Source organism: Acinetobacter sp. 228 (genome assembly GCF_048147885.1).
On sequence record NZ_JAYWYV010000015.1, the window covers coordinates 1 to 24,710 of the forward strand.

Consider the following 24,710-nt stretch of genomic DNA (forward strand, 5'->3'; position numbering starts at 1 on the left):
GTTTTAGGTGCAGGCTTCTTCATCTGGAAATTATATTGCTAAAGAAGCCCTCAAGAATAGCTTTGTGCAACAAAGCCCCTTAAAACTAACACTAAATTTAGAAGTCAATATGTCATTAAAACAATTCAAATTGCTTTTATCAGACCTAGGAGTCTACATAAATATTTAGGAAAAGAATCAGATATACAGCTATGCCATAAGGTTTGTTATCGCTTGGCTGAGTTGGTCATTACTGGGGTAATCGGCCTAAGTGAACAAGATATGAATTCTATAATGCAGAAAGAATATAGCCGAGCCATAAATGGAGGCAAAGCTTTCACCAGACAATTGGAAGTGTGTGCTGCTGATATTCACCAGGTACAAAGATCCAGCCTACCGAAAAAGAATCTGGGCCAAATAAAAAGCTCATTTTCAGTAAAGGAAGTTAAAAAAAATAACAGTAAAATATCAATCAAATTGAAAGCATGGAATTATTTATATTCGTAACCCACTTAATTGATAGAAAGATCCGAGGACCTTTCTTATATTGTAACTAGGCACTTAACCAGTTTTATTGCTCATAATAGATAGCATCAAGCATAGCTACTCGATATTTCCATAAAGCATAGTCTGGATGGTTCTCATCTAATTGTGTGGTGTACCAAGGTTGTTGGTGAATTAACTGCAGTAGATCCCAGTAACTTTCGACCGATGGCTTTTGATCAAAGTTCAATGCTTCTGCAAGCTGGGTGAAATTTTTATGGTTAATCGATACAAAAAAATCAGGACGTTTGATCCCTAAGAAACGAGTTAAAGTGAAGATAGTAGGTGTACGGGCAAACTTATACTTACTGAATTCGTTTTCGAATACCTGGATAAAACGATTAAAGCATTGCTTTGTGATATCACCAGTTAATGGGATCTCGTCAAGAGGCTTAGAAAACACCTCCGGATAGTTCTTAATAATTTGTCTAGCTACACCATTTGGATTCAAACTACCAAACCAACCGCTATTCATAGTCGCTTCTATATCACTTAAGCCTGAAATCAACCTCCTATCCGCATAGCCCATATCATTTAATGACTGACAGGTAAGCAAATCCTGGCAATGATCCAATAACTCGATACGCTCATCCAGCCCATTTACGTCACGATTAAGCTTAATAAGGTCGCTAAACTTATCCCATTCAATACTCACGTTTAAATCTGGTAGGATCTTTTCAGCACTATACGTGCTATCAGCATCTTGGATCTTTTTCACTGCGCGGTTATATGCTTTGGCTTTTTCTGTATAGAGCTCTAACCACTCATCATCAACTTTAACCAGATTCAGTTCCGAATAAGACTCAATGGTATCAATTAATTCCTGAACAGCTTTATCGTCTTTATTTGCGTACCAGTTAAGGCAAAGCTCATCATTAGTAGTTAAGGCCCCATTTGTCATATTGGCACTACCCAGCACCACCGCATATAGACTACCTAGATCAAATACATATACTTTAGGATGGAATACGCCTTTTTTAGATGAATCAACAAAGTAAACAGATCCATGGTTCGAAAATTGTTCGATAAATTCCGGACTGGTCTGGAAAAAGTGCAGACCTATATAGCCTGCCTCGATCTTATCTTGATGTTCTACCAGTTCTTTAAAGAACTCATGCTGGTGTGTAGCCCAAGCAACAGCAAAATGCATTTTTTCGCACTGTGACAGCAAGTCAGAAAGTTTTTGTCTAATCAGTTTAGGACTATTCAGAATATTCATAATAGACAACTCTTATAGAAAGAAAATTTTGTTTTTTAAGGAATTTTTGATATATCAAGCCACACTTTATGCATGAGTAAGCCGCAAGTAAAGTGCAAAATTTAAATTTTAAAAATTCATTTTCATTGTCTTTTATTTTTATATTTAATAAGGAATAAACCTTACAAAAAATATCTTATACTAAGCATCGAATATTAATAACAAATCTAATTAAAGAGGTTTACTTGAACGATTTGAAATCCGTAGCAATGGGACTGTTATCAATAATAGACGCTGATGAGGCGTTTTCAGACTATGAAAACTTGAGATGTGACAAAGATTTTTACTACATATATAAACATCTAAGCTTTGACCAATATTTTAAAGTATTAGAAATATTCACAGACTGTCATTTAAAGTTTACTCCTCCTGCTCGTTTCAATGATCCTTATGACTGCGTAGCAGTAACTGAAATTGAAGGTGACAAAACTACTGACTTACTTCAAAAAGCTCTCACTGAAAAATTAGCAGTTACATGCTTCAACAATAATCCTTTAAGTATTCTAATGTGGTCGCATTATGCGCAATCACATCAGGGATTCGTTATCGAATTTAGAATACCGCAACCTTTCATTTACGGTCCCGCTCCTGAAGCCCTTACTCTATTAAAAGTCATATATACGGATAAATTTCCTAAAACAATCTTACCATCTGTCCCATTTACGCCATGGTCGAATGATTTTTTTAGAATTATGGATAAAATGGTAAAAAATCAATTCTTGACGAAATCTATTGAGTGGGAATATGAAGAAGAATTTCGGGTGCTTAAACATGATTATGATCCCAACAATGAAAATTCATTGTTAGTAAAGTTTCCACCCTTAAGCATAGCGTCAGTCATTTTAGGTGCTAAATTAAATTCAGATGATGAAAAATACAACAGGCTCTCAAACGCTATAAATCAATATAACGTATCAAACAAATGTAATTTACCTGTGTACCAAGCCCAGTTACAGCCAAATAGTTTCAAATTAGCAGTTCCTGATCATCCACGCCTTAGTAAAGAAGCTTTTACTATTCGTCATTTCGAGGAAAGCTTAAGAGCACAATAATCAAATATAGTAATGTGGAAATTCAATAGCGGTTTTCGAAAAATTGATAATTTTATGAAAATCGTTGAAGAATCCATGTCTGCTTACAAAGCTTGTAAATCACGTGTGGATGCAGTACAGCAGGCTTTGAATGAGACTTTTAAGGAATAATTTTGGATAGAAAAAATGGTATCTGAAATAGTTGAATTGACTAAATATCTAACAGAAAAAAACTCATCATCTGTAATCATTTTATGTATTATTTTAATCTTGGCATTTAAATCTCGTTCACTTGTGCATTTCTCTTTAGAATTAAAGGATTTAGGCAAAAAAAGACTTTTAGAGAAATTTGAGCGTGAATCAAAACTAAAAGATCATACATTTTTATCTCAAGACCTAAATAATGACTACCTTCGTTATTGTGAAGAGCTCCAACTTCATACAATTATTGGGGATAAAGATTGCATACCTGCAATGGCAGCATATATTCTCTCCAGAGAAAACATCTCGGGTGCAATCTCTAAATATCTTAGAATTAAAGATATTATAAAATATGATGATGTAAAAAAAAGGCCTGTGACTTGTACAAATTTTAGTAAAAAAAGAGAACAGTTAAATGCTTTTGGGGGATTTATTTTTTATTTGGTGTTTGTATTTTTAGCAGTATCACCTTACTTTCTATTTACTTTACTTTCGGAAGAAGAACAGCAAATCTTAATTAACAAGTTAACTGTTTCTCAGGTAATAGTTTTAATATTGCTATTTATTACTTTCCTTTACTTTGCTGTATCAACTCTAATTAGTGGGTTAAAACCTACGATTGCTAATAAGTTTTGTAGTCTGCCAAGTAAAAATGAAATTTTCATTGATATGTAAAGCACCCTAAGGTGCTTTTTTTAGTCAATATTTACGTCTAATCTTAGGGCACACTCTCTACAGATATAAGGTTGGAATCCGCGATCAAAATCTAGCCCTTTTTTATATTTTGTTTTTCTTTCTTGTGGCTCAAAATCTCTTATGCATTCATCACATCTAGAATCCAAAATAGCCTGATGTTCATCTATTTCTTTTTGTTTTATTCTCGCCTTATTTAAAGCAATATCTATTTTCTGTATTTCACTGCCATAATCAGATATATATTCTTTCAAATCATTGATTTGATTAGAAAGTGTTACAGCATATTCTTTATATGCTTCTAGTTGATTCTTTGCTCTACTAAACTCTTGTTTATGCTGTTCTAATCTTTCTATTGGTGAATATCTATATATACCTGATGAAAAATTATGTTGCCGACTCTTCATAAACTCAACAACTTCATTATATTCTCCCCATGTACTTACAAACTTAATATTTCTAGAAAAGCTCCCTAATTGTTCTTCTATAGCTGATTTCTCTGATGGGGGGCAACATATAATTTCTATATCTTCATATGAAAACTTAAATCCCATCGACTCTGCATTAAAATAGCGCCATTCACGTTCCCATGTATAACCTTGTCTATTTTCATCTTGAAAAACCGGTGTGATAAATGGAATTAAATTATCTAAAAGCCGTTTAACTTTTATATTTTCACTAGTGAAATTCTCAATGGATTCAGGAAGATTAGCTTCTAAAGAAGCTAAATCTCCAATTGTATTTTTATCTATATATAAAGCAGGCCGGATTCTCTCATGAAGTGCTAATTTTTCTTTCGAAAACCCTATTCCATAGAAAAGATTAGATTTAAAACGGTTGAATGCGATATATCGAAAAGAATCTATAGAATGTAATACAGATTCTGTAAAACAGACTACTTCTCTCTTATACCATGAAGATTGCGATTGCGATGGTACTGAAGATTTTATCAACCCATGTTCGTCATCTTCACCAGACTTTAGAATTTCTAAAATTTGATTCTTTCCTGTCATATGAACCAAGAATGGAGACATATCAGGCTTTTCTATCGGAGAAAGTTGTAATGATTTTTTTAAAACTTTAAAATAATTCCAAATATTATTATTTAGGCCATTATATTCAGGAAGTCGCTTCATAATTTATTTTAATAAATCAAATTGCATCAATGATAATTGAATTCTTAAATTTTGCATTAAATTAATATGCTATCGCATAAATATCCCAATAAAAATTGAATAGTTGAATATAAAAAAAGCGCCATCAGGCGCTTTCTTCCAAAACCCTTAACTTAGGTCTCTTTGGTATATCTATTCCAACCAAATTTTTAAGAAAACTCACATTAACATCTAAAGCAGCTGCAACATCTTCAGCAAAGATTTTCTTTTTTGCCAGCATGGTAAAGCAAGCTTGAAGTAGCTCAGGCTTCTCCTTTGAGATTAAATGGTCTTCTTTTTCAGTAATTGACTCACTACTCTTCCTTAAAGCTATTACACCACTAGTGTATTGCTCTTGAGTAAGTAAACCTAAGGACTTTGCTCTATATAGAATTGCAGCCTTACTCACCTTCCAAGTTTGTTTAAACTCACTTAGTTTTGCCCAATTATAGCGCCCACCTCTAAACCATGTTGGGAAATGAGTTCGCATCATCGTCTGAGGAATCAATAAAGCTGATGCAAATTGATTTGCTTCAGATTCAGTAAGGCGATCTCCGGTGACCATTCCATCATGAAGTACAAGATGGCCAAGCTCATGCGCAAGATCAAAACGCTGTCGACATTCACTCTCTTTTGCTTCATTACGTACAAAAATTGGACGTACTGTGGCTAAAGAAAGAGCATCAACTTCTGTCGACACAGATTGGAAAGTTGTAACGACTACCCCATGTGACTCACATAATCGAATCATATTACTAATTGGACCTAAACCAAGCCCCCAGTCAGCACGACATTGCTCCGCAATTGCTTCAATAGAACCAGAGCGATTTGGATCATGAATATCATATTTAGGTAATCTAAGCTTAGAATCCAAATACTCAGTTAAACGTTTTATGTATTCACCACGGGCCATCACAACCTGCTTGGTCGCTACCTTGGTAGTTCGGTTACTTCTAAAATGGATTTGTTCTTCCTGTAAAACTGGTTTTACATTTGTAAACAGTGCTTCGGGAACATTAAAAAAATTGGCGATTTGTTCAATGAATTGAGGACTAGGAATACTCTGCCCAGTTTCAACTTTGTGAACATATTGCCGTGTGCACTCAAGGTGCTGACCTAACTCCTCTAAAGACAGTTCATTAAACTGTCTAAGAAGCTTTAGTTCTAATCCATTAAAAGGCGTGTTCATAATGACATTGCTTGTTACTACTAATTAAACTTGGTATCCAAATCTTCATTTTCGAGATCATCTAAATCAGGATCTTCAATAAATGGAGCATTTAGCTCAACAGATTCAGGTGTAATTGGGTCTATTAAATGTAGCTTATTGCCATCTAAATTGTCATTAGATCGCCAATAAGCAACTGGTACAGTAGCTAAATTAAAACCAACAAACTCAACAAATGCTTCATCCTCATCCGTTTTAGGTTCGTTAAGAATAAATTTCCAAATAACTGGCTGGTTATCATCCATTTGGAATAGGTCGTAATTTGTAGGTGTATATTTTCTAAGTTTTAATGATTTTGGATCAGTAGAGCTTCCTTTGCAGAAACCAATCTGAGCATAGCCAATTTGAAAAATGAATCGGAATGTTCCATCTTTAAGATGAACTTTTACAGGGCAATCCTGTGATGCAATTAATTTTTTAAACTGTTCGTATGTTCGACCAAATATTGCTGTACCACGTGTATAGTTATCATCATTTTCACTATTTAGAATCGAGTGAACATCACAATAAATTTCAAGCATAGGTATGGCGAAATACTCAAGTACTTCATTTGTTAATTGAGGTTCAAATACGGAGGGAGGATGTAGCTTTTGTTCATTCATCAAAATAAGTCCAAATTGAATTTGAGATGTTGGTTAAAAACCAAAATAGGACTAATTTTAAAATTTGTCAACCAACATTTGCGACTATATTTATGATTTGTCAACCAATCTAACTTTATGCGATTTCTACTTATACTCAATAAACCTATAAGTACTATTTAAAGTTACTCAAGACTGTTTACTACCTTCTCAACAAATACCTCAATACAGCAAGCAGACTTGAATCATAATTGAACTTTATCATTCTTCCAAAATCAATTCACCATACTCTTCAGTTCGAATCCCTGTTTAGAATTCGAACCCACGTCCCTAATGATATTTCACCACTACAAAGTACTTAAGAAAATGAGGATACAAATAGGGATACAATTCAAAAACATGAAAGCTAAAACACAATATCTACAAGTATTTTAGCTTATAGTTCTATTCGCGCAGGGCGTACCATTAATTTTCATTTTTTTAGATTGGCCCGTTATTTTTATAGAATGGCCTTCCCCGACACTGCTCTATCAAGTACGCCCAGAGTCAGTGCTATTGGTTTAGAGTACAATTAAGCAAGACAAGTCCACTGGTCTGCCCTCCCTATACAATATCCGCTTGCCCATAGCCCCCAGATACTTTTTCAAGATATGACATATTCGATGTATGGCTAAGCCATGGTATGAATAGTGTCCTTAAAGCGTTTCCATGCTACATAGAAAAATACCGTGCCAATGCCAATGAGCCAGAGAAATGCCGGCCAGACCACACTCAGCCCGGCATTTCTATACAAAATGGCCTGAGCAAGTTCGACAAAGTGTGTGGTCGGAGCAATCAGCATCACATTTTGCAGTACTTCAGGCATACTTTCACGTGGCGTCATTCCACCAGACAGCATTTGCATCGGGATCAGAGTCAACATCATCAAAAGGCCAAATTGCGGCATTGACTTGGACATGGTCGCCAAATAAATGCCCATCGAAGTAGTCGCGAACAAGGTCAATAATGCTCCGAAAAAGAACAGCCACAGATTTCCCTCTATCGGTACCTTCAAGATGATCTGTACCACCAGTTTCAAACCTAAAAATGCTGCAAGCAAAACCACCAGGCTCATCGACCAGACTTTGGACATCATAATTTCAAATACGGTGACCGGCATGACCATCAGATGTTCTATCGTACCGTGTTCACGTTCACGGATTAAAGCTGCGCCAGTTAGAATAATGGACAGCATTGCCACGTTATTGATGATTTGCATCACACTCCCAAACCATTTCTGGTCAAGCACAGGGTTAAAACGTGCCCGCATTTCCAGTTCTACTGGCAGGGTGCTTATTTCACGGTGACGCAAAACGTATTCATTGACTTCGGACAGTATAATCTGCTGAATATAACCCGCCCCGACCATGGCCTGAGTCATCCGCGTGGCATCAACATTGACCTGAATCGTTGCCTCTCTTCCTGCCAGTATATCTTCCTGAAAATTGACCGGAATATTCAGGGCGAAGGTAAATTCTCCGGCATCCATTCCGGCATCCATATGATTCAGTTCAGTCGTCTGGGGCAGAAAGTAGGGAGGATAAAAAGCCGAGCTTATCCGCTCCGACAAGGTTGAATGATCTTCATCCACAATCGCGATGGGTGCCATATTCAGACTGTCAGGCATAGCGGTTGCAGCCGTATAGACGGCGACGGTAAAAGTATAGACAATCAGAATCAGCATGACCGGATCACGCCATAGACTCCACAGTTCCTTGCAACCGAGCAGATAGATATTCTTTATTTTCTGGCTGACCATGCTAGGACTCCTGTTTCTTCAGGGCAAGAATTGCTGCACCCATAATCACAGGGACTGACAGCAGAATCACCCAAAAATCCTGATGCAGTGCATTAAAGCTCAATGCCTTGTTAAATACCCCGCGGCTGATATTCACCATATGCGTAGTAGGATAGATTTCACCAAACCAGCGACCAAAACCTTCCAGAGAGGAAACAGGATTGATAATACCGGCGAACTGCACCGCAGGTATAAGCGTACCGATCAACACCAGAAACATCGAGGCAATCTGGCTTTTGGTCAATGAAGATGCCAGCAGTCCCAAGCCGGTAGAAAAAATAATAAACAGGAAGGATGCCAGGGTCAGCGTTATGAAACTGCCCTTGATCGGCACATCGAATATCGCCACAATGATCAGGCACATCAGGAAATAGTTCAGCATGGCCAGAACTACATAAGGAATTTGCTTGCCAATCAAAAATTCACTGCGGGTCACCGGAGTTACATACAGGTTCACAATTGAACCGAGCTCTTTTTCCCGCACCACAGACAGTGCTGTCAGCATGGCAGGAATCAATAAAATCAATATGGGAAATACAGCGGGCGCGATTGCAGGCAGGCTCTTGATGTCGGGATTGTAGCGGAATCGGGTTTCTATATTTATGGTACTCGAGGTTTTATATCCACTTCGCTCTAGTTCCTGCTGCATCAACCAGTGAGTATGAATTCCCTGTACATAGCCCTTCACTGTTTCAGCACGCTGTGGCATGGCACCATCAATCCAGGCGCCAATCTTAACCTCTTCTCCGCGATTAACATCCCGGGCAAAATCAGGTGGAATTTCAATGGCCAAAGAGATATCGCCACTTCGCATGCGTTGATCCAGATCCTCATAATTTTGCAGCGGTGGCTTTTCAACAAAATAACGTGAACCCGCAATGCTCATGCTGTAATTCTGGCTAAGACCACTCTGGTCACGATCCAGTACTGCAAAGGTCAGATTATCTACGTCCATGGTGATTCCATACCCCATCACAAACAGCAGGATAATCGACCCGACCAGCGCCATGGTGGCACGTATCGGATCACGTGCCAGCTCCAGCGATTCACGCCAAGCATAGCTAAGCATCCGTTGCAGGCTAAATCGGCTGGATATCCTGGTTTCTTCTTTCACTGTCTGGTCATTGGAAATACTGCCTTCTAGCTCCTGTTCAGGTGGCGTCTGGCTGGCTGCTCCAGCATCCATTAGGTAGCCAATAAATGCTTCTTCCAGAGTGGCAGCCTGCCTATTTTTGATCAACTGTGCGGGTGCAGCACTGTCCAGAACCCGGCCGGCATGCATCAGGGAAATCCGGTCACAGCGCTGTGCTTCATTCATGAAATGCGTTGAAATAAAGATGGTGACCCCGTCCTTGCGAGACAAGGAGATTAAAAAACGCCAGAAATTGTCACGAGCAATCGGGTCTACCCCCGAAGTCGGTTCATCCAGAATCAGGATTTCCGGGTTATGTACCAGTGCCACAGCAAGAGACAGACGCTGACGGATACCCAGCGGCAAGTCATCAGGCAGCTTGTTTTTCACTTCGGCCAAGTCAAAACGCTGCAGCATCTGCTGTACACGCGTGTCAATCTGTTCAGCCGGCACATGAAACAATTTTGCGTGAAGTACCAGGTTCTGGGTAATAGTAAGTTCACTATAAAGAGAGAATGACTGTGACATATAACCAACACGGCGGCGGGTCTCAATATTACTGCCTTCCACTGGCTGGCCAAATAGCCAGGCTTGCCCTTCCGAAGCTTCGAGCAATCCGGTCAGTACTTTCATGGTGGTGGTTTTACCACAGCCATTCGATCCCAGAAAACCGAAGATTTCACCCTGCCGAATCTGGAAATTGACGTGATCTACAGCGGTAAAATCACCAAACCTGACCGTCAGATCCTTCGCTTCCAGCGCATAGCCATCTGAATCGTAATCTGGTAAAGGCGGAATCACTACAGGGGTATAGCCCTGTTTCTTTTCTTCCGGTAATAGCTTGATATAAGCATCTTCCAGACTGTTACTTTCTGTCTGCGTTAATAGTTCTTGCGGAGTTCCGGTTTTCAGGATTTTGCCTTCATCCATCATCGCCAGCCAGTCGAAGCCTTGGGCTTCATCCATGTAGGCAGTGGCGACAATTACACTCATCTGGGGACGAACCTGACGGATACGGTTAATCAGCTCCCAGAACTGTGCCCGTGCCAAGGGATCGACTCCCGTGGTGGGCTCATCCAGAATCAGAAAATCCGGATCATGAATCAGGGAGCAGCATAATCCAAGTTTCTGTTTCATGCCTCCGGACAATTTTCCTGCCGGCCGATCAAGAAATTCATATAGTCCTGTACTTTTAGTCAGATCATCAATGCGTTTACGGCTTTCTGTACGACTATGCCCAAACAATCGCGCAACGAACTGCAGGTTTTCCTCGACAGATAGGTTTTTGGACAGATTGCTGCCCAGACCTTGAGGCATGTAGGCAATATGCGGACAAACTTTTCTGCGATGCTTCGGGTCAGCAATATCTCCACCAAGCACGATCAGGCGGCCCGCCTGAACGACCTTGGCACCGGCCAGTAAGGCCAGCAAACTGGATTTCCCCACACCATCCGGTCCGATCAGTCCAATCATGCAGCCCGCAGGAAGCGACAGGGAAATGTCCTGTAAAGCTTGGGTCTTGCCATATTTCAGACTGACCTGCTGGATTTCGGCAACTGCCGCTCCGGCAACAAATTGCGGCATCATGATTTAACCTGATTTCTTAAGAACGCGGGCCAAGGCAGATTGGAATCAAGTTTGATATAGGCCACGCCTGGAAGACCGGTTTTGACTTGCTGGATATGTTTTCTCAGCAATTCAGGATCAATTTTTGCCTTGACACGGAACATTAATTTCTGGCGTTCACTTTCAGTCTCCACGGTTTTTGGAGTGAACTGGGCCGTGTCGGCAACAAAAGACACCCGAGCAGGAATTACCAGATTTTTGGCCACATCCAGCACAATCCGGACTTCAGTACCGATTGCGATACGGCCAGCCACGGTTTCCGGCAGGAAAAACGTCATATAGACATCGGACAGATCAATCAGGTTCATGACCCGCCCCCCCGCAGCAATCATTTCGCCTGGTTGTGCGACCAGGAACTGCACCCGTGCCTTCAAGGGTGCCTTAAGCTGGGCATCCTCAATATCGAAATTGATCCGGTCAATGGTTGCTTTGATAGCATCGACCTGAGATTGTGCGCTCGAAACCTGGCTGCGTGCGGCCACGATAGCTCCTTCAGCGCTGTCCACTTGCGCCTGGGCTGCGCTGAGTACTGCTGCTACACGCTTGGCATCTGCCCTCTCATCATCCAGCTGCTGCCTGGAAGATGCGCCTTCCTTGGCTAGAATTTCCGTCCGTGCCAGACGGTTTTTTGCTGCAATAAGTTCTGTTTCACGTTGCAGCACCATCGCTTCGGCGGCTGATTTTTCACTTTTACGCATTGCCAGTTGCGCTTCTGCGGTCGCAATACCATCTTCAGCCTGACGTTGTTGGGCCTGGATTTCGCGCAGTTGAGCTTCGAGGGTAGAAACTTTTATTCGCGCCAGAATCTGCCCTGGCTCGACAAAATCTCCTTCCCGCACCAGAATTTCTTCTAACTGGCCAGCGAACTTACTGGAAATATTGACTTCAGTCGCCTCAATCCGTCCATTCCCACTGACCAACCCATCGGTATCAGGCTGATTCATGTTTTTCCAGATCAGGTAGCCCACCAAGATGGCGACAACGACTGCTCCCACAATGGATATTTTTTTTATATTCATAGATCTGCTTACTCAACATATTCAATCGGGCTGTTACTCACCCTTTTTATAATTTTTAGTAAAATCAAAACATTAATTCTTTTATTTTGTTCAATTTATAATAAGTGTATTCAACAAATAAATTTAGCCTGGCTGTACCAGTCTGCTATCACCGCCCAGTGCAAAATACAGGGAAATATAAGACTGCATTAAGGCACTTTGGGTTTCAATCCACTGCTGTTCTGCCGTCAGCAAACTTCGCTGTGCATCTAGCACATCGAGATAACCCACGGCACCATTATCATAGCGTAACTGTGCCAGTCGTGCTGTTTCCCGAAAAGCAGCCAGTCCCTGATCCTGTATTTGCAGTTGCTGGCTTAAATAGCGCTGATCAACCAAAGCATCAGCCACTTCCCGGAAGGCATTCTGTACAGTTTTTTCATAGTCAGCCACAGCAATATCCTGTCTCACCTCCGCCAAGATGACATTATTTTTTAACTGACCTGCGGTAAATATGGGCAAAGTGATACTGGGAGCAATCGACCATACTGAACTACCGGATTTGAACAGACCCTCCAGTTCTGTACTGGCTGTTCCAAAACTCCCCGTGAGCGCAATACGCGGAAAAAATGCAGCACGGGCAGCCTGGATATTGGCATGCTGGGAATACAGTAAAGCTTCAGCAGCCCGAATATCTGGCCGGTTCAGCAGTAACTCCGACGGAAGTCCGGTCTGTAATACGACTGGCTTAAAATTCAGCTGATCCAGGCCTAATCTTGGGACTTCTACAGGCTGACCTATCAACTGGATCAAATAATTGGCTGTCATGTCCTGAACATTTTGCAGCTGGGTTAGCAACGCCCGGCCATTACTGAGCAAGGTTTGTGCCTGCATATATTCTACTTTTGAACCTGCCCCAACCTCGTAACGCCGTTTAAAGATACGTACAGATTTTTCATAATTTTGCACAGAACCTTCGGCATAATAAATCCGTTTTTCTAGTTCAGCCAGGGTCAGATAGGTCTGAATCGACTGCTGAATAATGCTGTTTCGTACCGCCAGCTGATTATATTCAGAAGCGAAAAACTGCTGTAATGCTGCTTCATTCAGGCTGCGTATACGTCCCCACAAATCCAGTTCCCACTGGCTTATTCCCACACCTACCGTATACTGTTCTGTGGTTACAGCACGGCCCACAGGAGATAAATCTGCTGGTACCCTGCTGCGTTCATAACTACTGCTTCCCAATATACTCGGCCACAATTCTGAACGCTGAATACCGTAGGCAGCCTGGGCTTCACGAATCCGGAGTGCTGCAATTTTCAGGTCATAATTATAGGTCAGGGCAAGACGGGCAATTCTCACTAAAGTAGGATCACCGACATAATCAGACCACGGCAAAGCATGATATGTACCGCCCTGCTGAAATGGATAGTGTGCTGGCAAGACAGGCTCTGGTTTGATCAAAGGGGCTGTATTCTGACAGCCTGTCAATAGAGCTAAAATGGGAAGTATCGCCAGACTGCTATGTAGATAAAATCTGCAAAAAATATTCAGTTTCAACAATTGACCCTCCTGTCAGCTGAGCCTTTTCTAAAAATATGCATGACTGTCTGAGATAAATATCTGCTTAAGTCATCAGAAAAAGGTGGCGATATCGTTCGCCTACCCGGTCACATTGCTTTTAATTCTTTTGAATTTCTAGTCAGCATCATGACCTGATATCAGGACTTATCCGATATTATGCACTAAGTATTTATTTTATTTAGTTTTTATATTATTCTTTTAACCTGTTACAGGCTTAAAACCTGACTTCTGAATCAGGCCATTTCGTCTCCTTATTTCAAGGATTAAATATCTAACTTCTAACCATCATTATATGGGCAAGACTTTCTGCAATCTGCAACGTGTGTTTGCCTATTGCAATCGTGTATTTCTACACAATACACGGTTCAGTCTAAGCTGCACATATCCCTCTCTGTATTCACGCATCTAATGTAGTAACAAATTGAAACTGGCTTTCATGGTAGAAGATTTAAGGTACCCTATCGCACTGTTACCCCTGAAAAAATCAATTAATTAGTCCAAGTATTCCTTTGATTCTAATAAATATATTATATAAATTTCACCCTAATGAGCTACTTTATCTATCTTAAACACTCTTCTTCATACATTTTGGAGGTGCGTATATGTAACGCTCATGTAACAGAATTTTGTCGTTCTCGCTCAAACTGAGCGGAACACAAGGGTAGAAATATGCGAATTAATTAACAAATTAGTTGTGCAATCTTTCATTAAATTTAATTTTTTTAAGAATCAATTTATCTGTAATTAAAAATAATAATTTCAATCACTTAAATTTTAAATTAAAGCCACTAATTAGTACTTTTACTCTATTTTGATGTTTTTTTGAACTGTCTATTTAAACTAGAGCATTTACTCTTATTTTATTTGTGGTATTTTTGGCACATGGAGTAACAAATGATTGCGGTTTAGTAACCAAACTCTCCAAAGAATTAAATTTAAGTGCAAACAACAACGCTAGATATAAATTTGTACCTCAAGGAAAGACGTAAATGAAATTAAAGACATTAACTACTGCAATGATTCTCGCGACTGTACCTATGACAGGTGCATTTGCTGCTGCAATGGATCGTTCGGGGCAATCTATCGCAGCGTTTTTACAGCCAGGTAATTACTTTGAAGCGGGTATTACTGTATTAGATCCTTCTGTATCTGGTACCACTTCTAACGCACCATCCCTAAACTCACCTACACTAGGTGTAGGTACCAATAAGGCAACAGGTGATATGGCGGGTGATTATCATTCTGTATCAGCTGCGTTGAAGCTCCAGTTAACAGACAACTTTTCTTTTGGTCTTATTTTTGATCAGCCATTTGGTGCTGAAGCAGACTATAAAGACCGCTCTGTTGCCTTTAATCCTACAGGTAATGATGGCACCCGGGCTGAAGTGACGACAGAAAATTTAAGTTTCGTGTTTGGTTTCCAGCCAACTGAAAACTGGAATATTTATGCAGGCCCAGTTTATCAAGAAGCTAAAGGTAATGTATCTTTACGTGGTACCGCTTATGGATTATTAACTGGATATGATGCCACCATGAAAAAAGATGGTGGTACAGGCTGGTTAGCAGGTCTGGCTTACCAAATTCCTGAAATTGCCTTGAAAGCATCTTTGACTTACCGTTCAGAAATCGAACACCAACTTGCTTCAAGAGAGAATGTTAATACAGTAGTACCAGGCTTCGGCATTCCTGGAGTATTACCTACTCAATTATTTGCTTATGCTCCTGGCAAAACTGATGTTACTACTCCTCAATCTGTTAACCTAGACCTACAATCAGGGATCATGGCTGACACGGTTGCCTTCTTAAATGTTCGATGGGTAAATTGGGATGGATTCGCAATTCGACCAACTCAATTCGGCCAAGCTTTAGATCAACTTGCTGCTGCGGGAAATGCTCTTCCTGCTTTACCAGCATTAGCTCCAACTAAAGCTCTCTTGACCTCGTTAGAGGGTGGGAATCTTGTTGAATATAATGAAGATCAATGGTCTGCTACAGCGGGCGTAGGCCGTAAATTCAATGCAAAATGGGCAGGTAATGTCTCTGTAGGCTGGGACTCTGGTGCAGGTAATCCTGTTACAACACTTGGTCCAACAGAAGGTTACTGGAATGTGGGTGTAGGGGTTCAGTTCTCTCCTGCTCCAAACTATTTCATTGCAGGCGGAATGAAATATTTCTGGCTGGGCGATGCTGATGCTCTGACTGTAGCAAATCCAAATGTAGGTAGCTTTAAAGACAATGACGCAATTGCTTATGGCTTGAAAATGGGTTACCGCTTCTAAGTTCTCATAAAATAAAAAACCACTTTCGGGTGGTTTTTTATGTTTGAATCCTAATTTTATACATTTGCATAGCATTTGTTTATTTTACCGCCAATCAATATTTTACTCACTTTCATTTCTATAGAAATTTTTATCTTTTTTATTTTGTTATTTTTCATCTATTTAATCTTAAAATTCTAGTATAAATACTCTAAGCAATCCCTATATTTAACCGCTCTAGTTCATTTCTCATGCGAACCTGAGTATTTACTCTTTTTAAATTTATGTTACTTTTCCTGCACATTTTTGTTACAGATGGCATCAGGGACCGTACCATGAAGCTCACTAAAATTTCTTCAGCTATTTTACTTAGCACTTTCTCCCTCTCAGCAGTTCAAGCAGCTGGCCTAGATCGTTCTGGTCAGTCAATTCATGCTTTTTTACAACCTGGTAATTATGCAGAAGCAGGTATTTCTGTTTTAGATCCAACGGTAAAAGGTAAGGATGTATTAAAAAATAATGTCGATGACATGGGTGAAGATTATTATTTTCCATCTGCAGCAATCAAAGTCCAAGCAACAGATCAAATATCTGTCGGTCTCCTATATGATCAGCCTTATGGTGCAGATGCCATCTACTCAACAGCTGCAAGCGTTTTCACAGATGGAGTTGAAGGTACTTCTGTAGAGGTAGATACAAATAACTTAACAGCATTGATCGGCTACCAACCTAATAAAAACTGGAACTTTTTTGCTGGTCCAGTCTGGCAAACCGTAGAAGCAGATATCCATTTACGTGGTGCTGCATATGGCAATACAGGCTACAACATCAAAGTCGAACAAAAAGAAGCATGGGGTTGGCTCGCTGGTTTTGCCTATCAAATTCCTGAAATCGCATTAAAAGCTTCTGTGGCTTATCGCTCTGAAATTAGCCACAATGCAACTGCTATACAATCATCAAAAATCACAGTGCCAAGCGGAATGTTACCGCATCTCCCAAATGGTATTGAATCTCATCGTACAGATGCAGTAAATGCAACTACTCCTCAATCTGTAAATATCGACTTACAGACAGGGATAGCTCAAAATACTTTAGCCTTTGTTAATATGCGCTGGGTACATTGGAGTGAATTTGCAGTTAAACCAACACTATTAGGGGATATCTCAATTATCAAGAACCCTAATGGCACGCGTCAGAATCTAATTGACTACTCAGATGACCAGTGGTCAGCAACTGTTGGTTTAGGTCATAAATTCAACAATAAATGGTCAGGTACTGCTGCTGTTGGCTATGATTCTGGTGCCGGCAACCCGGTCACTACACTTGGACCAACTGAAGGTTACTGGAGTGTAGGCGTGGGTGGTCAGTATAGCCCTGCTGAAAACTATTTCATTCAAGCCGGTGTGAAGTATTTCTGGCTTGGTGATGCACACGCACAAACTGGAGGCAATGTAGTAGGTGAATTTGAAGATAACCATGCTCTAGGTTATGGCATGAAGATCGGCTATCGCTTTTAATTACTGGATTCGATAAAGAAAGAGCGCTATAAGCGCTTTTTCTTTATTTCGGTTAACTTAAAATCTTAAGTCTTAAGCTGGAATATCACGGACAGATGCATTACGAATCGCTTCTTTCAAGGCATCATAACCACGAATTGGCGGGAATTGCGGAAATTCGGCAATAACGTTTTCAGGTGCGTCAAATAAGAAACCATGATCTGCTTCACCTAGCATCGTGGTATCGTTATAAGAATCTCCTGCTGCAATCACACGGAAGTTCAAGCCATGTAATGCTTTTACGGCTTGACGTTTTTGGTCCGGCTGACGAAGTTTATAAGCAGAGATCATTCCTGCTTCATCTGTTTCCAGTTTATGGCAGAAAATAGTTGGCCAATCCAGTTGTTTCATCAGTGGATGTGCAAATTCATAGAAGGTATCTGAAAGAATAATCAATTGAAAATGTGTGCTCACCCATTTCACAAATTCTTTTGCTCCTGGAAAAGGACCCATTTCTGCAATCACTTCCTGAATATCGTTCAAGCCTAAACCGTGCTGTTTTAAAATATTCAGACGTTGAGTCATCAGTACATCATAGTCAGGAATGTCACGAGTCGTCGCTTCAAGCTCTTTAATACCGGTTTTTTTTGCAAAGTTAATCCAGATTTCTGGAACCAACACGCCTTCTAAATCTAGACATACGACTTCCATGAACATCCCCTCTGAGTTGTATTGAAAAAATTTGCATTATGATAGCTGAAGAAACAGATTTTGCACCGTACTTTTTTAAATCTATTTTTTTCATAACTATTTATTTTTTAGTGATAAGTCTGGTTAATCAATTCTATTAAAATAAAGGTGAAATTAATTTATATAGGCCATGTCTTTTCCAAGCCTATATCGCCAGGACTCTCATGACCATTATTCCTACTATTGATCGTATCGATGCACTTGCTTCCGAATATGCAGACAAATCACCTAATGAAATTTTGGCACTTGCCCTGAGCCAGCAAGGTGAAATCGCGATTTCATTTTCTGGTGCCGAAGATGTGGTATTGATTGATATGGCCTCTCATCTGGGGAAACCGTTCCGGGTATTCAGTCTGGATACTGGCCGTTTACATGCAGAAACCTATCAGTTTATTGAAAAGGTTCGTCAGCATTATAATATTGATATTGAGATCTGTTTCCCGGAAACTGAGGCTATCCAGCAACTGACTACTGAAAAAGGCCTGTTCAGTTTTTACCGGGATGGCCACCAGGAATGTTGTGGAATCCGCAAGGTGCAGCCATTACGTAAAAAGCTGGCCACGCTGGATGGATGGATTACCGGTCAGCGTAAGGACCAAAGTCCGGGAACACGCAATGAAATTCCTGTAGTTCAGGCAGATCCAGGTTTTTCCGGTCCCGGAAAGCAGCTAATCAAATACAATCCTCTGGCAAACTGGTCCAGTGCTGATGTCTGGAGTTATATCCGCATGATGGAAGTGCCTTATAATGCCCTGCATGAAAAAGGTTTCGTTTCAATTGGCTGTGAACCCTGTACCCGCCCTGTCCTGCCAAATCAGCATGAACGTGAAGGTCGCTGGTGGTGGGAAGAGGCCACCCACAAAGAATGCGGGCTGCATGCCGGCAACTTGAAAAAGTGATCTAGCATAACCACCGACTCATCGGTGGTTTTTTTGTAAACGAAACATCTACAGAAAAATCAGTACCTTTCCACGACAAAACCGCTATACTTTGTAATGTCTATATTAATAATTCTAACAAGGTTGTTCGGATCAGAGCAGCTGAAGAAACTGCAGTGAGGCAATTTACGCTATGCGTCCATTACACCCGATTGATCTTATTTTCTTGACTTTAGAAAAACGACAGCAGCCTATGCATGTAGGTGGGCTATTTTTATTCCAGATTCCCGATAATGCACCCACTTCTTTTATTCAGAATCTGGTGAGGGATATTCAAAATTCAAAATCTACCCCTATTCCACCTTTTAACAACTATTTAAACGGATTATTTTGGGATGAAGACCAAGAGTTTGATTTAGACCATCATTTTCGTCATATTGCGCTACCAAAACCGGGCCGTATCCGTGAACTGCTCACCTATATCTCACAAGAGCATAGTGCCTTGATTGATCGCGCCAAACCTTTATGGACCTGCCATATCATTGAAGGTATTGAAGGTAACCGTTTTGCCATGTATTTCAAGATCCATCATGCCATGGTGGATGGAATTGCCGGCATGCGTCTGGTAGAAAAATCACTTTCATTTGACCCCCATGCCAAGAGTATTGTACCGCCGTGGTGTGTAGAGGGGCCACGTGCCAAACGCTTGAAAGCACCCAAAGTGAGTGGCTTTAAAAATGTCTTGCAAGCCATTAAAGGACAACTGGAATGCGTGCCGCGAGTCGCTTATGAGCTGTCGCAAACCGTCATGAAAGATATGGGGCGTAATCCAGATTATGTGTCCAGCTTTCAGGCGCCAAGCTGTATTCTGAATCAACGCGTCAGTGCTTCTCGTCGTTTTGCCGCCCAGTCTTTTGAGTTTTCACGTTTACGCCATATTTCCAAGACATTAGGCGTGACCATTAATGACATCGTCCTCGCCATTTGCTCTGGTGCATTACGTGAATATTTATTATCACAAGATGCCCTGCCGAAAAAACCTTTAATTGCTATGGTTCCGGCTTCGCTGCGCAGTGATGATTCCGATATATCCAACCGTATTACCATGATTCTGGCCAATCTTGGTACCCATGAAGAAGACCCGCTGGAACGGCTCAAGATCGTACGTCGCAGTGTACTCAGTGCCAAAGAACGCTTTAAACGTATGAATGCCAATCAGATTCTAAACTATAGTGCCTTTGTTTATGGTGCAGCAGGTCTAAATATTGCATCCGGTTTAATGCCGACACGTCAGGCTTTTAACGTGATTATTTCCAATGTGCCAGGACCACAAGAACCACTTTACTGGAATGGTGCGCGCCTTGAAGCGCTGTATCCTGCCTCCATTGTGCTCGATGGTCAGGCACTCAATATCACCATGACCAGCTATTTAGACAAACTGGAAGTCGGCTTGACCGCATGTCGGAATGCCTTGCCGAAAATGCAGAATTTGCTAACGCATCTTGAAGAAGAAATTCAGCGATTTGAATTCATTATACAGGGCGAACCCGCCCCAAAGTTACAGGCGGTGAGCTAACCGCAGATGAATAAATAAAATAGCCAGGCTGACAAAGGGAATGATAATTTTTGCCAGTCCTTGCCAAAGAATAAAGGGACCAGATTGGTCCCTTTTCTTTATTTTTTAAATCTTTTTGATTTTTTTAGAATTTTTTGAGGATTTTCCTAGGTAGAAGAAAATCTCTTCAAATGATTTTTGCCCGCTTAGAAACCCGAAACCAAGGTCATCAGCTTTTAATGGTACGGCACTGTTGCAGTAATTGATGACAGGCATTACGAATCATACTCGCGGTAATCTGAACTTCATTACCGCGTTCATCTACGATATAGCCTGCATGTACAGTCTTTGGTTCTAATACGTGTTTTAGGCCTTTATTGATTACTGCTTTACTCATATTCATCACACACTCCTTTTGCTAAGCCTGAAACTGGGAGAAACGGCTTTGGCTAATTCATACATCTAGTATTGTAAATAAAGACCCCGTTGTAAAATTTCAGATGTAACAAGTGTTTAACGATATTCTGTTACAATTTCAGCTGAGAATGATATCGTATTGCTCTTGCGTATAGAGATTTTCCACCTGGAACTTAATCACGCGATTAATAAAATGCTCCAGATCAGCGACAGCCGGCGCTTCCACTGTTAACAAGCGATCAATAACAGCTGGATGCGCGACAACAGTAAAGCCACTCTGTGACTCATAAGCACGGGCATAGCGTAGAATTTCCCTGAATATTTCGTAACATACTGACTCGGCTGTTTTGACATACCCCCTCCCCTGACAAGTCGGACAAGACTCACACAGCAGATGCTCCAGCGATTCACGGGTCCGTTTCCGGGTCATTTCCACCAGGCCCAGTTCTGACACCTGAGTAATCTTGGTTTTGGCATGGTCACGTTCCAGCATACGTTCAAACTGTTTCATCACTTCTTCACGATGCTGCGCTTCCTGCATGTCAATAAAATCAATGATGATAATGCCACCGAGATTACGCAAACGTAACTGACGTGCGATAACCTGCGTTGCTTCCATATTGGTTTTAAAGACGGTGTCTTCCAGCGAACGGCCACCAACATAAGAGCCGGTATTGACATCAATCGTAGCCATGGCTTCGGTCTGGTCAATCATTAAATAGCCACCAGACTTGAGTGCAACCCGGGTTTGCAATGCCTTCTGCAGATCTTCTTCAACATTATACAGGTCGAAAATCGGCCGTTCCCCCGGATAATGCAGCAAACGGTCTTTCATGTTCGGAACGAATTCTTCGACAAATTCCTGCAACTTGGCATGAATCTCTCGTGAATCTACATAAATTTTGGCCGTTTCTTCATTGGCCAGATCCCGAATGACGCGTTGCGGCAAAGGCAATTCTTCAAAAATTAAAGAAGGTACCGCAATAATCTTTTGCTTGCGCTGGATGTATTCCCAGAGTTTGGCCAGATAAGCCATATCCTGCGCGATGGCTTCTTCTTCAATCCCTTCTGCCGCAGTACGCACAATCACTGAGCCCGGCAGCTTGTGCTCCACCTGAATCCGCTCAATGATAGAACGCAAACGATTACGCTCTTCTTCGGATTCAATCCGTTGCGATACCCCAATATGATTGCCATATGGCATCAAGACCAAATAGCGTGAAGGAATAGACAGGTCAGTAGACAGGCGTGCGCCTTTGGTACCGAGCATATCCTTCATGACCTGAACAGTGAGGGTCTGTCCCGGTTGCAGTAGCTCAAAAACATTCGGGGTTGGCTGATTGCGTGGCCAGACCATATCATTGATATGCAAAAATGCAGTACGCGAGAGTCCGATATCTACGAAAGCGGCCTGCATCCCGGGTAAAACCCGCACCACTTTTCCTTTATAGACATTTCCTACCAGGCCACGCTTGGCGGTACGCTCGACAAACAGTTCATTGACCGTGCCGTTTTCAATTAACGCGACCCGACATTCCATCGGTGTGACGTTAATCAACAACTCGTCAGACATAAATACACTCAAAACATTATAAGAATTCTTTTTCAGCAGTTAATTTAGTGCCTTAACCGTCTGTAATAACTGTACTGTTTCATATAAGGGCAAGCCCACCACATTGGAATAACTGCCCTGTATTTTTGGAATATAACGTGCAGCAATTCCTTGAATTGCATAAGCCCCGGCTTTACCCAAAGGCTCACCTGTCGCCCAGTAACTTTCCATATCTGCAGCGCTCAGGATTTGAAATTCGACCTGTGTACGCACCACTATACTGTATTTTTCACACTTTGTACGAACACAGACGCCACTATACACATCATGCCATCGACCAGAGATTTTTGTCCATATTTCAATCGCATGTTCTTTAGATTCAGGTTTGCCCAGAATCTCCTGATCGACCCCTAAACTGGTATCCGCAGCAATAATGATGGCATCCGGATAGCGTTCGGCCACGGCATCCGCTTTGGCTCGTGCCAGACGCTCGACATAAGCAGCGACTGTCTCGCCCTCTTGTACCGATTCGTCAATTTCTGGACTATAAATATCAAATTGTAGCCCGAGTTGCTGTAACAACTCGCGACGTCGTGGTGAGCTGGAAGCTAGAACTATATGCGCCATTTTTTCAGCATATAATAAATTACTGGCCAGACCAGAATACTGGTGAGCATCGGAATCCAGTGCCGTGCAAAAGAAAATTGCATCCCGGCCATAATCTGGGCAAAAAAGATTATCAGCAAATACGCCACAATCGCCAGCCCCATAATCACCCAGAGATTATTGAAGGTCAGGATACGGCGTTCGCGGGTCAGAAAACGGGCTAAAAAGGCGATAATGATAAAGCTGAGTGCATTCAGACCCAAGGGGGCATCTAGCAGCAAATCCATAAAAATACCGGTGCCGAAGGCAAACCAGATTCCGCACCAGGTTGGCTGGCACAGCACCCAGAATAGCATGATCATCAGCATGAACAGCGGACGCCAGCCCGAGAGATTATAGGAAAGTGGATAGACCATTAAAATGGAAGCTACAATCACCGAAATGACAATAGCCATTAAAGGATCACGATGCTTTCTAGACTTCATCCTAGCGATTGACATGCGGTTGCTCCATCGCTAATGAATCGGAAAATAACACCACCACGTGATGTCCACCGGCCAGCTGGGCGGCAGGTGTGACATCAATCTGGGCAAACTCTCCGGAATTATGCCGTTGTACTTTAGACACCTGCCCCACCAGATAACCTGCCGGAAAATGTTGTCCCAAGCCCGAACTATAGACTTTTTCACCGACCTTGATATTGGCACTGGTCGGCACATATTCCATTTTCAAACGTCCCAGATCACCTGTGCCCGAGACAATGGCACGCATGCCCGTACGTTCCAGACGCACTGACAGTGAATGCTCTTTATCAGACAGCAGCATGACCCGGCTACTATGCGGATAGACATTGATAATCTGTCCCATGATACCCTTGTCGTCCAGTACCGTTTGCCCGACTTTTAGCTGGCTTTTAGCACCCCGGTTGATCACGATAATATGCCGCAATGGATCGGCATCGGTGCCAATCACTTCCGCAATTTCGATACGTCCATCAATGATTAGCGGTGTGTCCAATAGACCGCGCAAACGGGTATTTTCGGCAGAAAGTTCAGAGATTTTTTGTAAGCGTACCTGTGCCTGTAACAGCTCGGCCTGCATCGCGGTATTTTCCCGGCGCAACTGAGCTTCAGACTTGGTTTGTTGATTTAACCACTCTCGCGACAATACCGGATAACTGGCCACCGCATAAATAGGATTATAAGCAGCGTACAAGACATCCCTTGCAGGTTGAACAACATGTGGCATGCGCCAATCAAAGAAAAGCACCACCAGGCATGTCACCAATGCAATGATAAAAGAGCGAAAAGATGGCGGTTGTCGAGAAAACAGATGTGCTTGCACCCGCCG

At 41.5% G+C, this 24,710-nt stretch carries 21 protein-coding genes and 1 pseudogene; 8 read left to right on the top strand and 14 right to left on the bottom strand.

Annotated elements, in window-relative coordinates; genetic code table 11:
* Nucleotides 1-213: 213 nt before the first annotated feature.
* Nucleotides 214-486: a hypothetical protein gene (locus VXQ92_RS11380; protein WP_416681725.1), complete on the top strand. Its 273-nt coding sequence runs from the start codon at nt 214-216 to the stop codon at nt 484-486.
* 64 nt (nt 487-550) lie between these two features.
* Here VXQ92_RS11380 and VXQ92_RS11385 read toward each other — a convergent pair whose 3' ends face one another.
* The gene (locus VXQ92_RS11385) at nt 551-1,741 is read right to left on the bottom strand and encodes a phospholipase D family protein (protein ID WP_416681728.1); all 1,191 of its coding nucleotides are present in this window, start codon (nt 1,739-1,741) and stop codon (nt 551-553) included.
* A 224-nt stretch (nt 1,742-1,965) separates the two neighbouring features.
* Between VXQ92_RS11385 and VXQ92_RS11390 the strand changes: the two genes are divergently transcribed.
* The 3 genes and pseudogenes from VXQ92_RS11390 (at nt 1,966) to VXQ92_RS11400 (ending at nt 3,687) form a co-directional block, all read left to right on the top strand.
* Entirely contained in the window at nt 1,966-2,832 is an 867-nt protein-coding gene (locus tag VXQ92_RS11390; protein ID WP_416681730.1) for a DUF2971 domain-containing protein, read from the top strand.
* 42 nt (nt 2,833-2,874) lie between these two features.
* Nucleotides 2,875-2,982, top strand: a pseudogene (gene xseB / locus VXQ92_RS11395) (exodeoxyribonuclease VII small subunit); the annotation flags it as partial.
* A gap of 15 nt (nt 2,983-2,997) precedes the next feature.
* Complete coding sequence (locus tag VXQ92_RS11400) at nt 2,998-3,687, top strand: hypothetical protein (protein ID WP_416681732.1); 690 nt, start codon at nt 2,998-3,000, stop codon at nt 3,685-3,687.
* 20 nt (nt 3,688-3,707) lie between these two features.
* On the opposite strand, the gene VXQ92_RS11405 is transcribed toward VXQ92_RS11400, so the two are convergent.
* The 7 genes from VXQ92_RS11405 to VXQ92_RS11435 all read right to left on the bottom strand — a co-directional run bounded on the left by VXQ92_RS11405 (nt 3,708) and on the right by VXQ92_RS11435 (nt 13,824).
* Nucleotides 3,708-4,841 carry a hypothetical protein gene (locus VXQ92_RS11405; protein WP_416681733.1) on the bottom strand — a complete coding sequence of 378 codons (1,134 nt, stop codon included), beginning with the start codon at nt 4,839-4,841 and terminating at the stop codon, nt 3,708-3,710.
* A 124-nt stretch (nt 4,842-4,965) separates the two neighbouring features.
* Nucleotides 4,966-6,048, bottom strand: coding sequence for an ImmA/IrrE family metallo-endopeptidase (locus tag VXQ92_RS11410; RefSeq protein WP_416681735.1), 1,083 nt, complete (start codon nt 6,046-6,048; stop codon nt 4,966-4,968).
* 20 nt (nt 6,049-6,068) lie between these two features.
* Entirely contained in the window at nt 6,069-6,689 is a 621-nt protein-coding gene (locus tag VXQ92_RS11415) for a hypothetical protein (protein WP_416681737.1), read from the bottom strand.
* A 649-nt stretch (nt 6,690-7,338) separates the two neighbouring features.
* On the bottom strand, nt 7,339-8,466 hold the full coding sequence (locus VXQ92_RS11420) for an ABC transporter permease (protein WP_064095703.1): 1,128 nt from the start codon (nt 8,464-8,466) through the stop codon (nt 7,339-7,341).
* Nucleotide 8,467: 1 nt separating this feature from the next.
* A complete protein-coding gene (gene rbbA / locus VXQ92_RS11425; protein ID WP_416681739.1) occupies nt 8,468-11,224 on the bottom strand; it encodes a ribosome-associated ATPase/putative transporter RbbA in 2,757 nt (918 codons plus the stop codon).
* Nucleotides 11,221-12,282, bottom strand: a complete 1,062-nt coding sequence (locus tag VXQ92_RS11430) for an HlyD family secretion protein (protein WP_064101585.1) — start codon at nt 12,280-12,282, stop codon at nt 11,221-11,223. Before VXQ92_RS11430 ends, rbbA begins: the two co-directional genes overlap by 4 nt.
* Nucleotides 12,283-12,405: 123 nt before the next feature.
* The gene (locus VXQ92_RS11435) at nt 12,406-13,824 is read right to left on the bottom strand and encodes an efflux transporter outer membrane subunit (protein ID WP_228138643.1); all 1,419 of its coding nucleotides are present in this window, start codon (nt 13,822-13,824) and stop codon (nt 12,406-12,408) included.
* A gap of 1,013 nt (nt 13,825-14,837) precedes the next feature.
* Here VXQ92_RS11435 and VXQ92_RS11440 point away from each other — a divergent pair.
* Nucleotides 14,838-16,127, top strand: a complete 1,290-nt coding sequence (locus VXQ92_RS11440) for an OmpP1/FadL family transporter (RefSeq protein ID WP_416681741.1) — start codon at nt 14,838-14,840, stop codon at nt 16,125-16,127.
* 314 nt (nt 16,128-16,441) lie between these two features.
* Nucleotides 16,442-17,623 (top strand): OmpP1/FadL family transporter, encoded by a 1,182-nt coding sequence (locus VXQ92_RS11445; protein ID WP_416681743.1) that lies wholly within the window; start codon nt 16,442-16,444, stop codon nt 17,621-17,623.
* 72 nt (nt 17,624-17,695) lie between these two features.
* Here the strand turns inward: VXQ92_RS11445 and thrH are convergent, their stop codons facing one another.
* Nucleotides 17,696-18,313 carry a bifunctional phosphoserine phosphatase/homoserine phosphotransferase ThrH gene (thrH, locus tag VXQ92_RS11450; protein ID WP_004646225.1) on the bottom strand — a complete coding sequence of 206 codons (618 nt, stop codon included), beginning with the start codon at nt 18,311-18,313 and terminating at the stop codon, nt 17,696-17,698.
* A gap of 203 nt (nt 18,314-18,516) precedes the next feature.
* Between thrH and VXQ92_RS11455 the strand changes: the two genes are divergently transcribed.
* Nucleotides 18,517-19,251, top strand: a complete 735-nt coding sequence (locus VXQ92_RS11455; protein ID WP_064101588.1) for a phosphoadenylyl-sulfate reductase — start codon at nt 18,517-18,519, stop codon at nt 19,249-19,251.
* Nucleotides 19,252-19,423: 172 nt separating this feature from the next.
* Nucleotides 19,424-20,806, top strand: a complete 1,383-nt coding sequence (locus VXQ92_RS11460; RefSeq protein ID WP_416681745.1) for a WS/DGAT/MGAT family O-acyltransferase — start codon at nt 19,424-19,426, stop codon at nt 20,804-20,806.
* Between the two features lie 208 nt (nt 20,807-21,014).
* On the opposite strand, the gene VXQ92_RS11465 is transcribed toward VXQ92_RS11460, so the two are convergent.
* The 5 genes from VXQ92_RS11465 to mreC all read right to left on the bottom strand — a co-directional run bounded on the left by VXQ92_RS11465 (nt 21,015) and on the right by mreC (nt 24,704).
* Nucleotides 21,015-21,188 (bottom strand): PA1571 family protein, encoded by a 174-nt coding sequence (locus VXQ92_RS11465; RefSeq protein WP_005096185.1) that lies wholly within the window; start codon nt 21,186-21,188, stop codon nt 21,015-21,017.
* Between the two features lie 132 nt (nt 21,189-21,320).
* Complete coding sequence (gene rng, locus VXQ92_RS11470) at nt 21,321-22,775, bottom strand: ribonuclease G (protein ID WP_064095710.1); 1,455 nt, start codon at nt 22,773-22,775, stop codon at nt 21,321-21,323.
* Nucleotides 22,776-22,814: 39 nt separating this feature from the next.
* Nucleotides 22,815-23,381, bottom strand: coding sequence for a Maf-like protein (locus VXQ92_RS11475; RefSeq protein WP_144724652.1), 567 nt, complete (start codon nt 23,379-23,381; stop codon nt 22,815-22,817).
* The gene (mreD, locus tag VXQ92_RS11480) at nt 23,369-23,860 is read right to left on the bottom strand and encodes a rod shape-determining protein MreD (RefSeq protein ID WP_064101591.1); all 492 of its coding nucleotides are present in this window, start codon (nt 23,858-23,860) and stop codon (nt 23,369-23,371) included. Before mreD ends, VXQ92_RS11475 begins: the two co-directional genes overlap by 13 nt.
* Nucleotides 23,847-24,704 carry a rod shape-determining protein MreC gene (gene mreC, locus VXQ92_RS11485; protein WP_064101592.1) on the bottom strand — a complete coding sequence of 286 codons (858 nt, stop codon included), beginning with the start codon at nt 24,702-24,704 and terminating at the stop codon, nt 23,847-23,849. The genes mreD and mreC overlap by 14 nt, the downstream gene beginning before the upstream one ends.
* Nucleotides 24,705-24,710 lie beyond the last annotated feature (6 nt).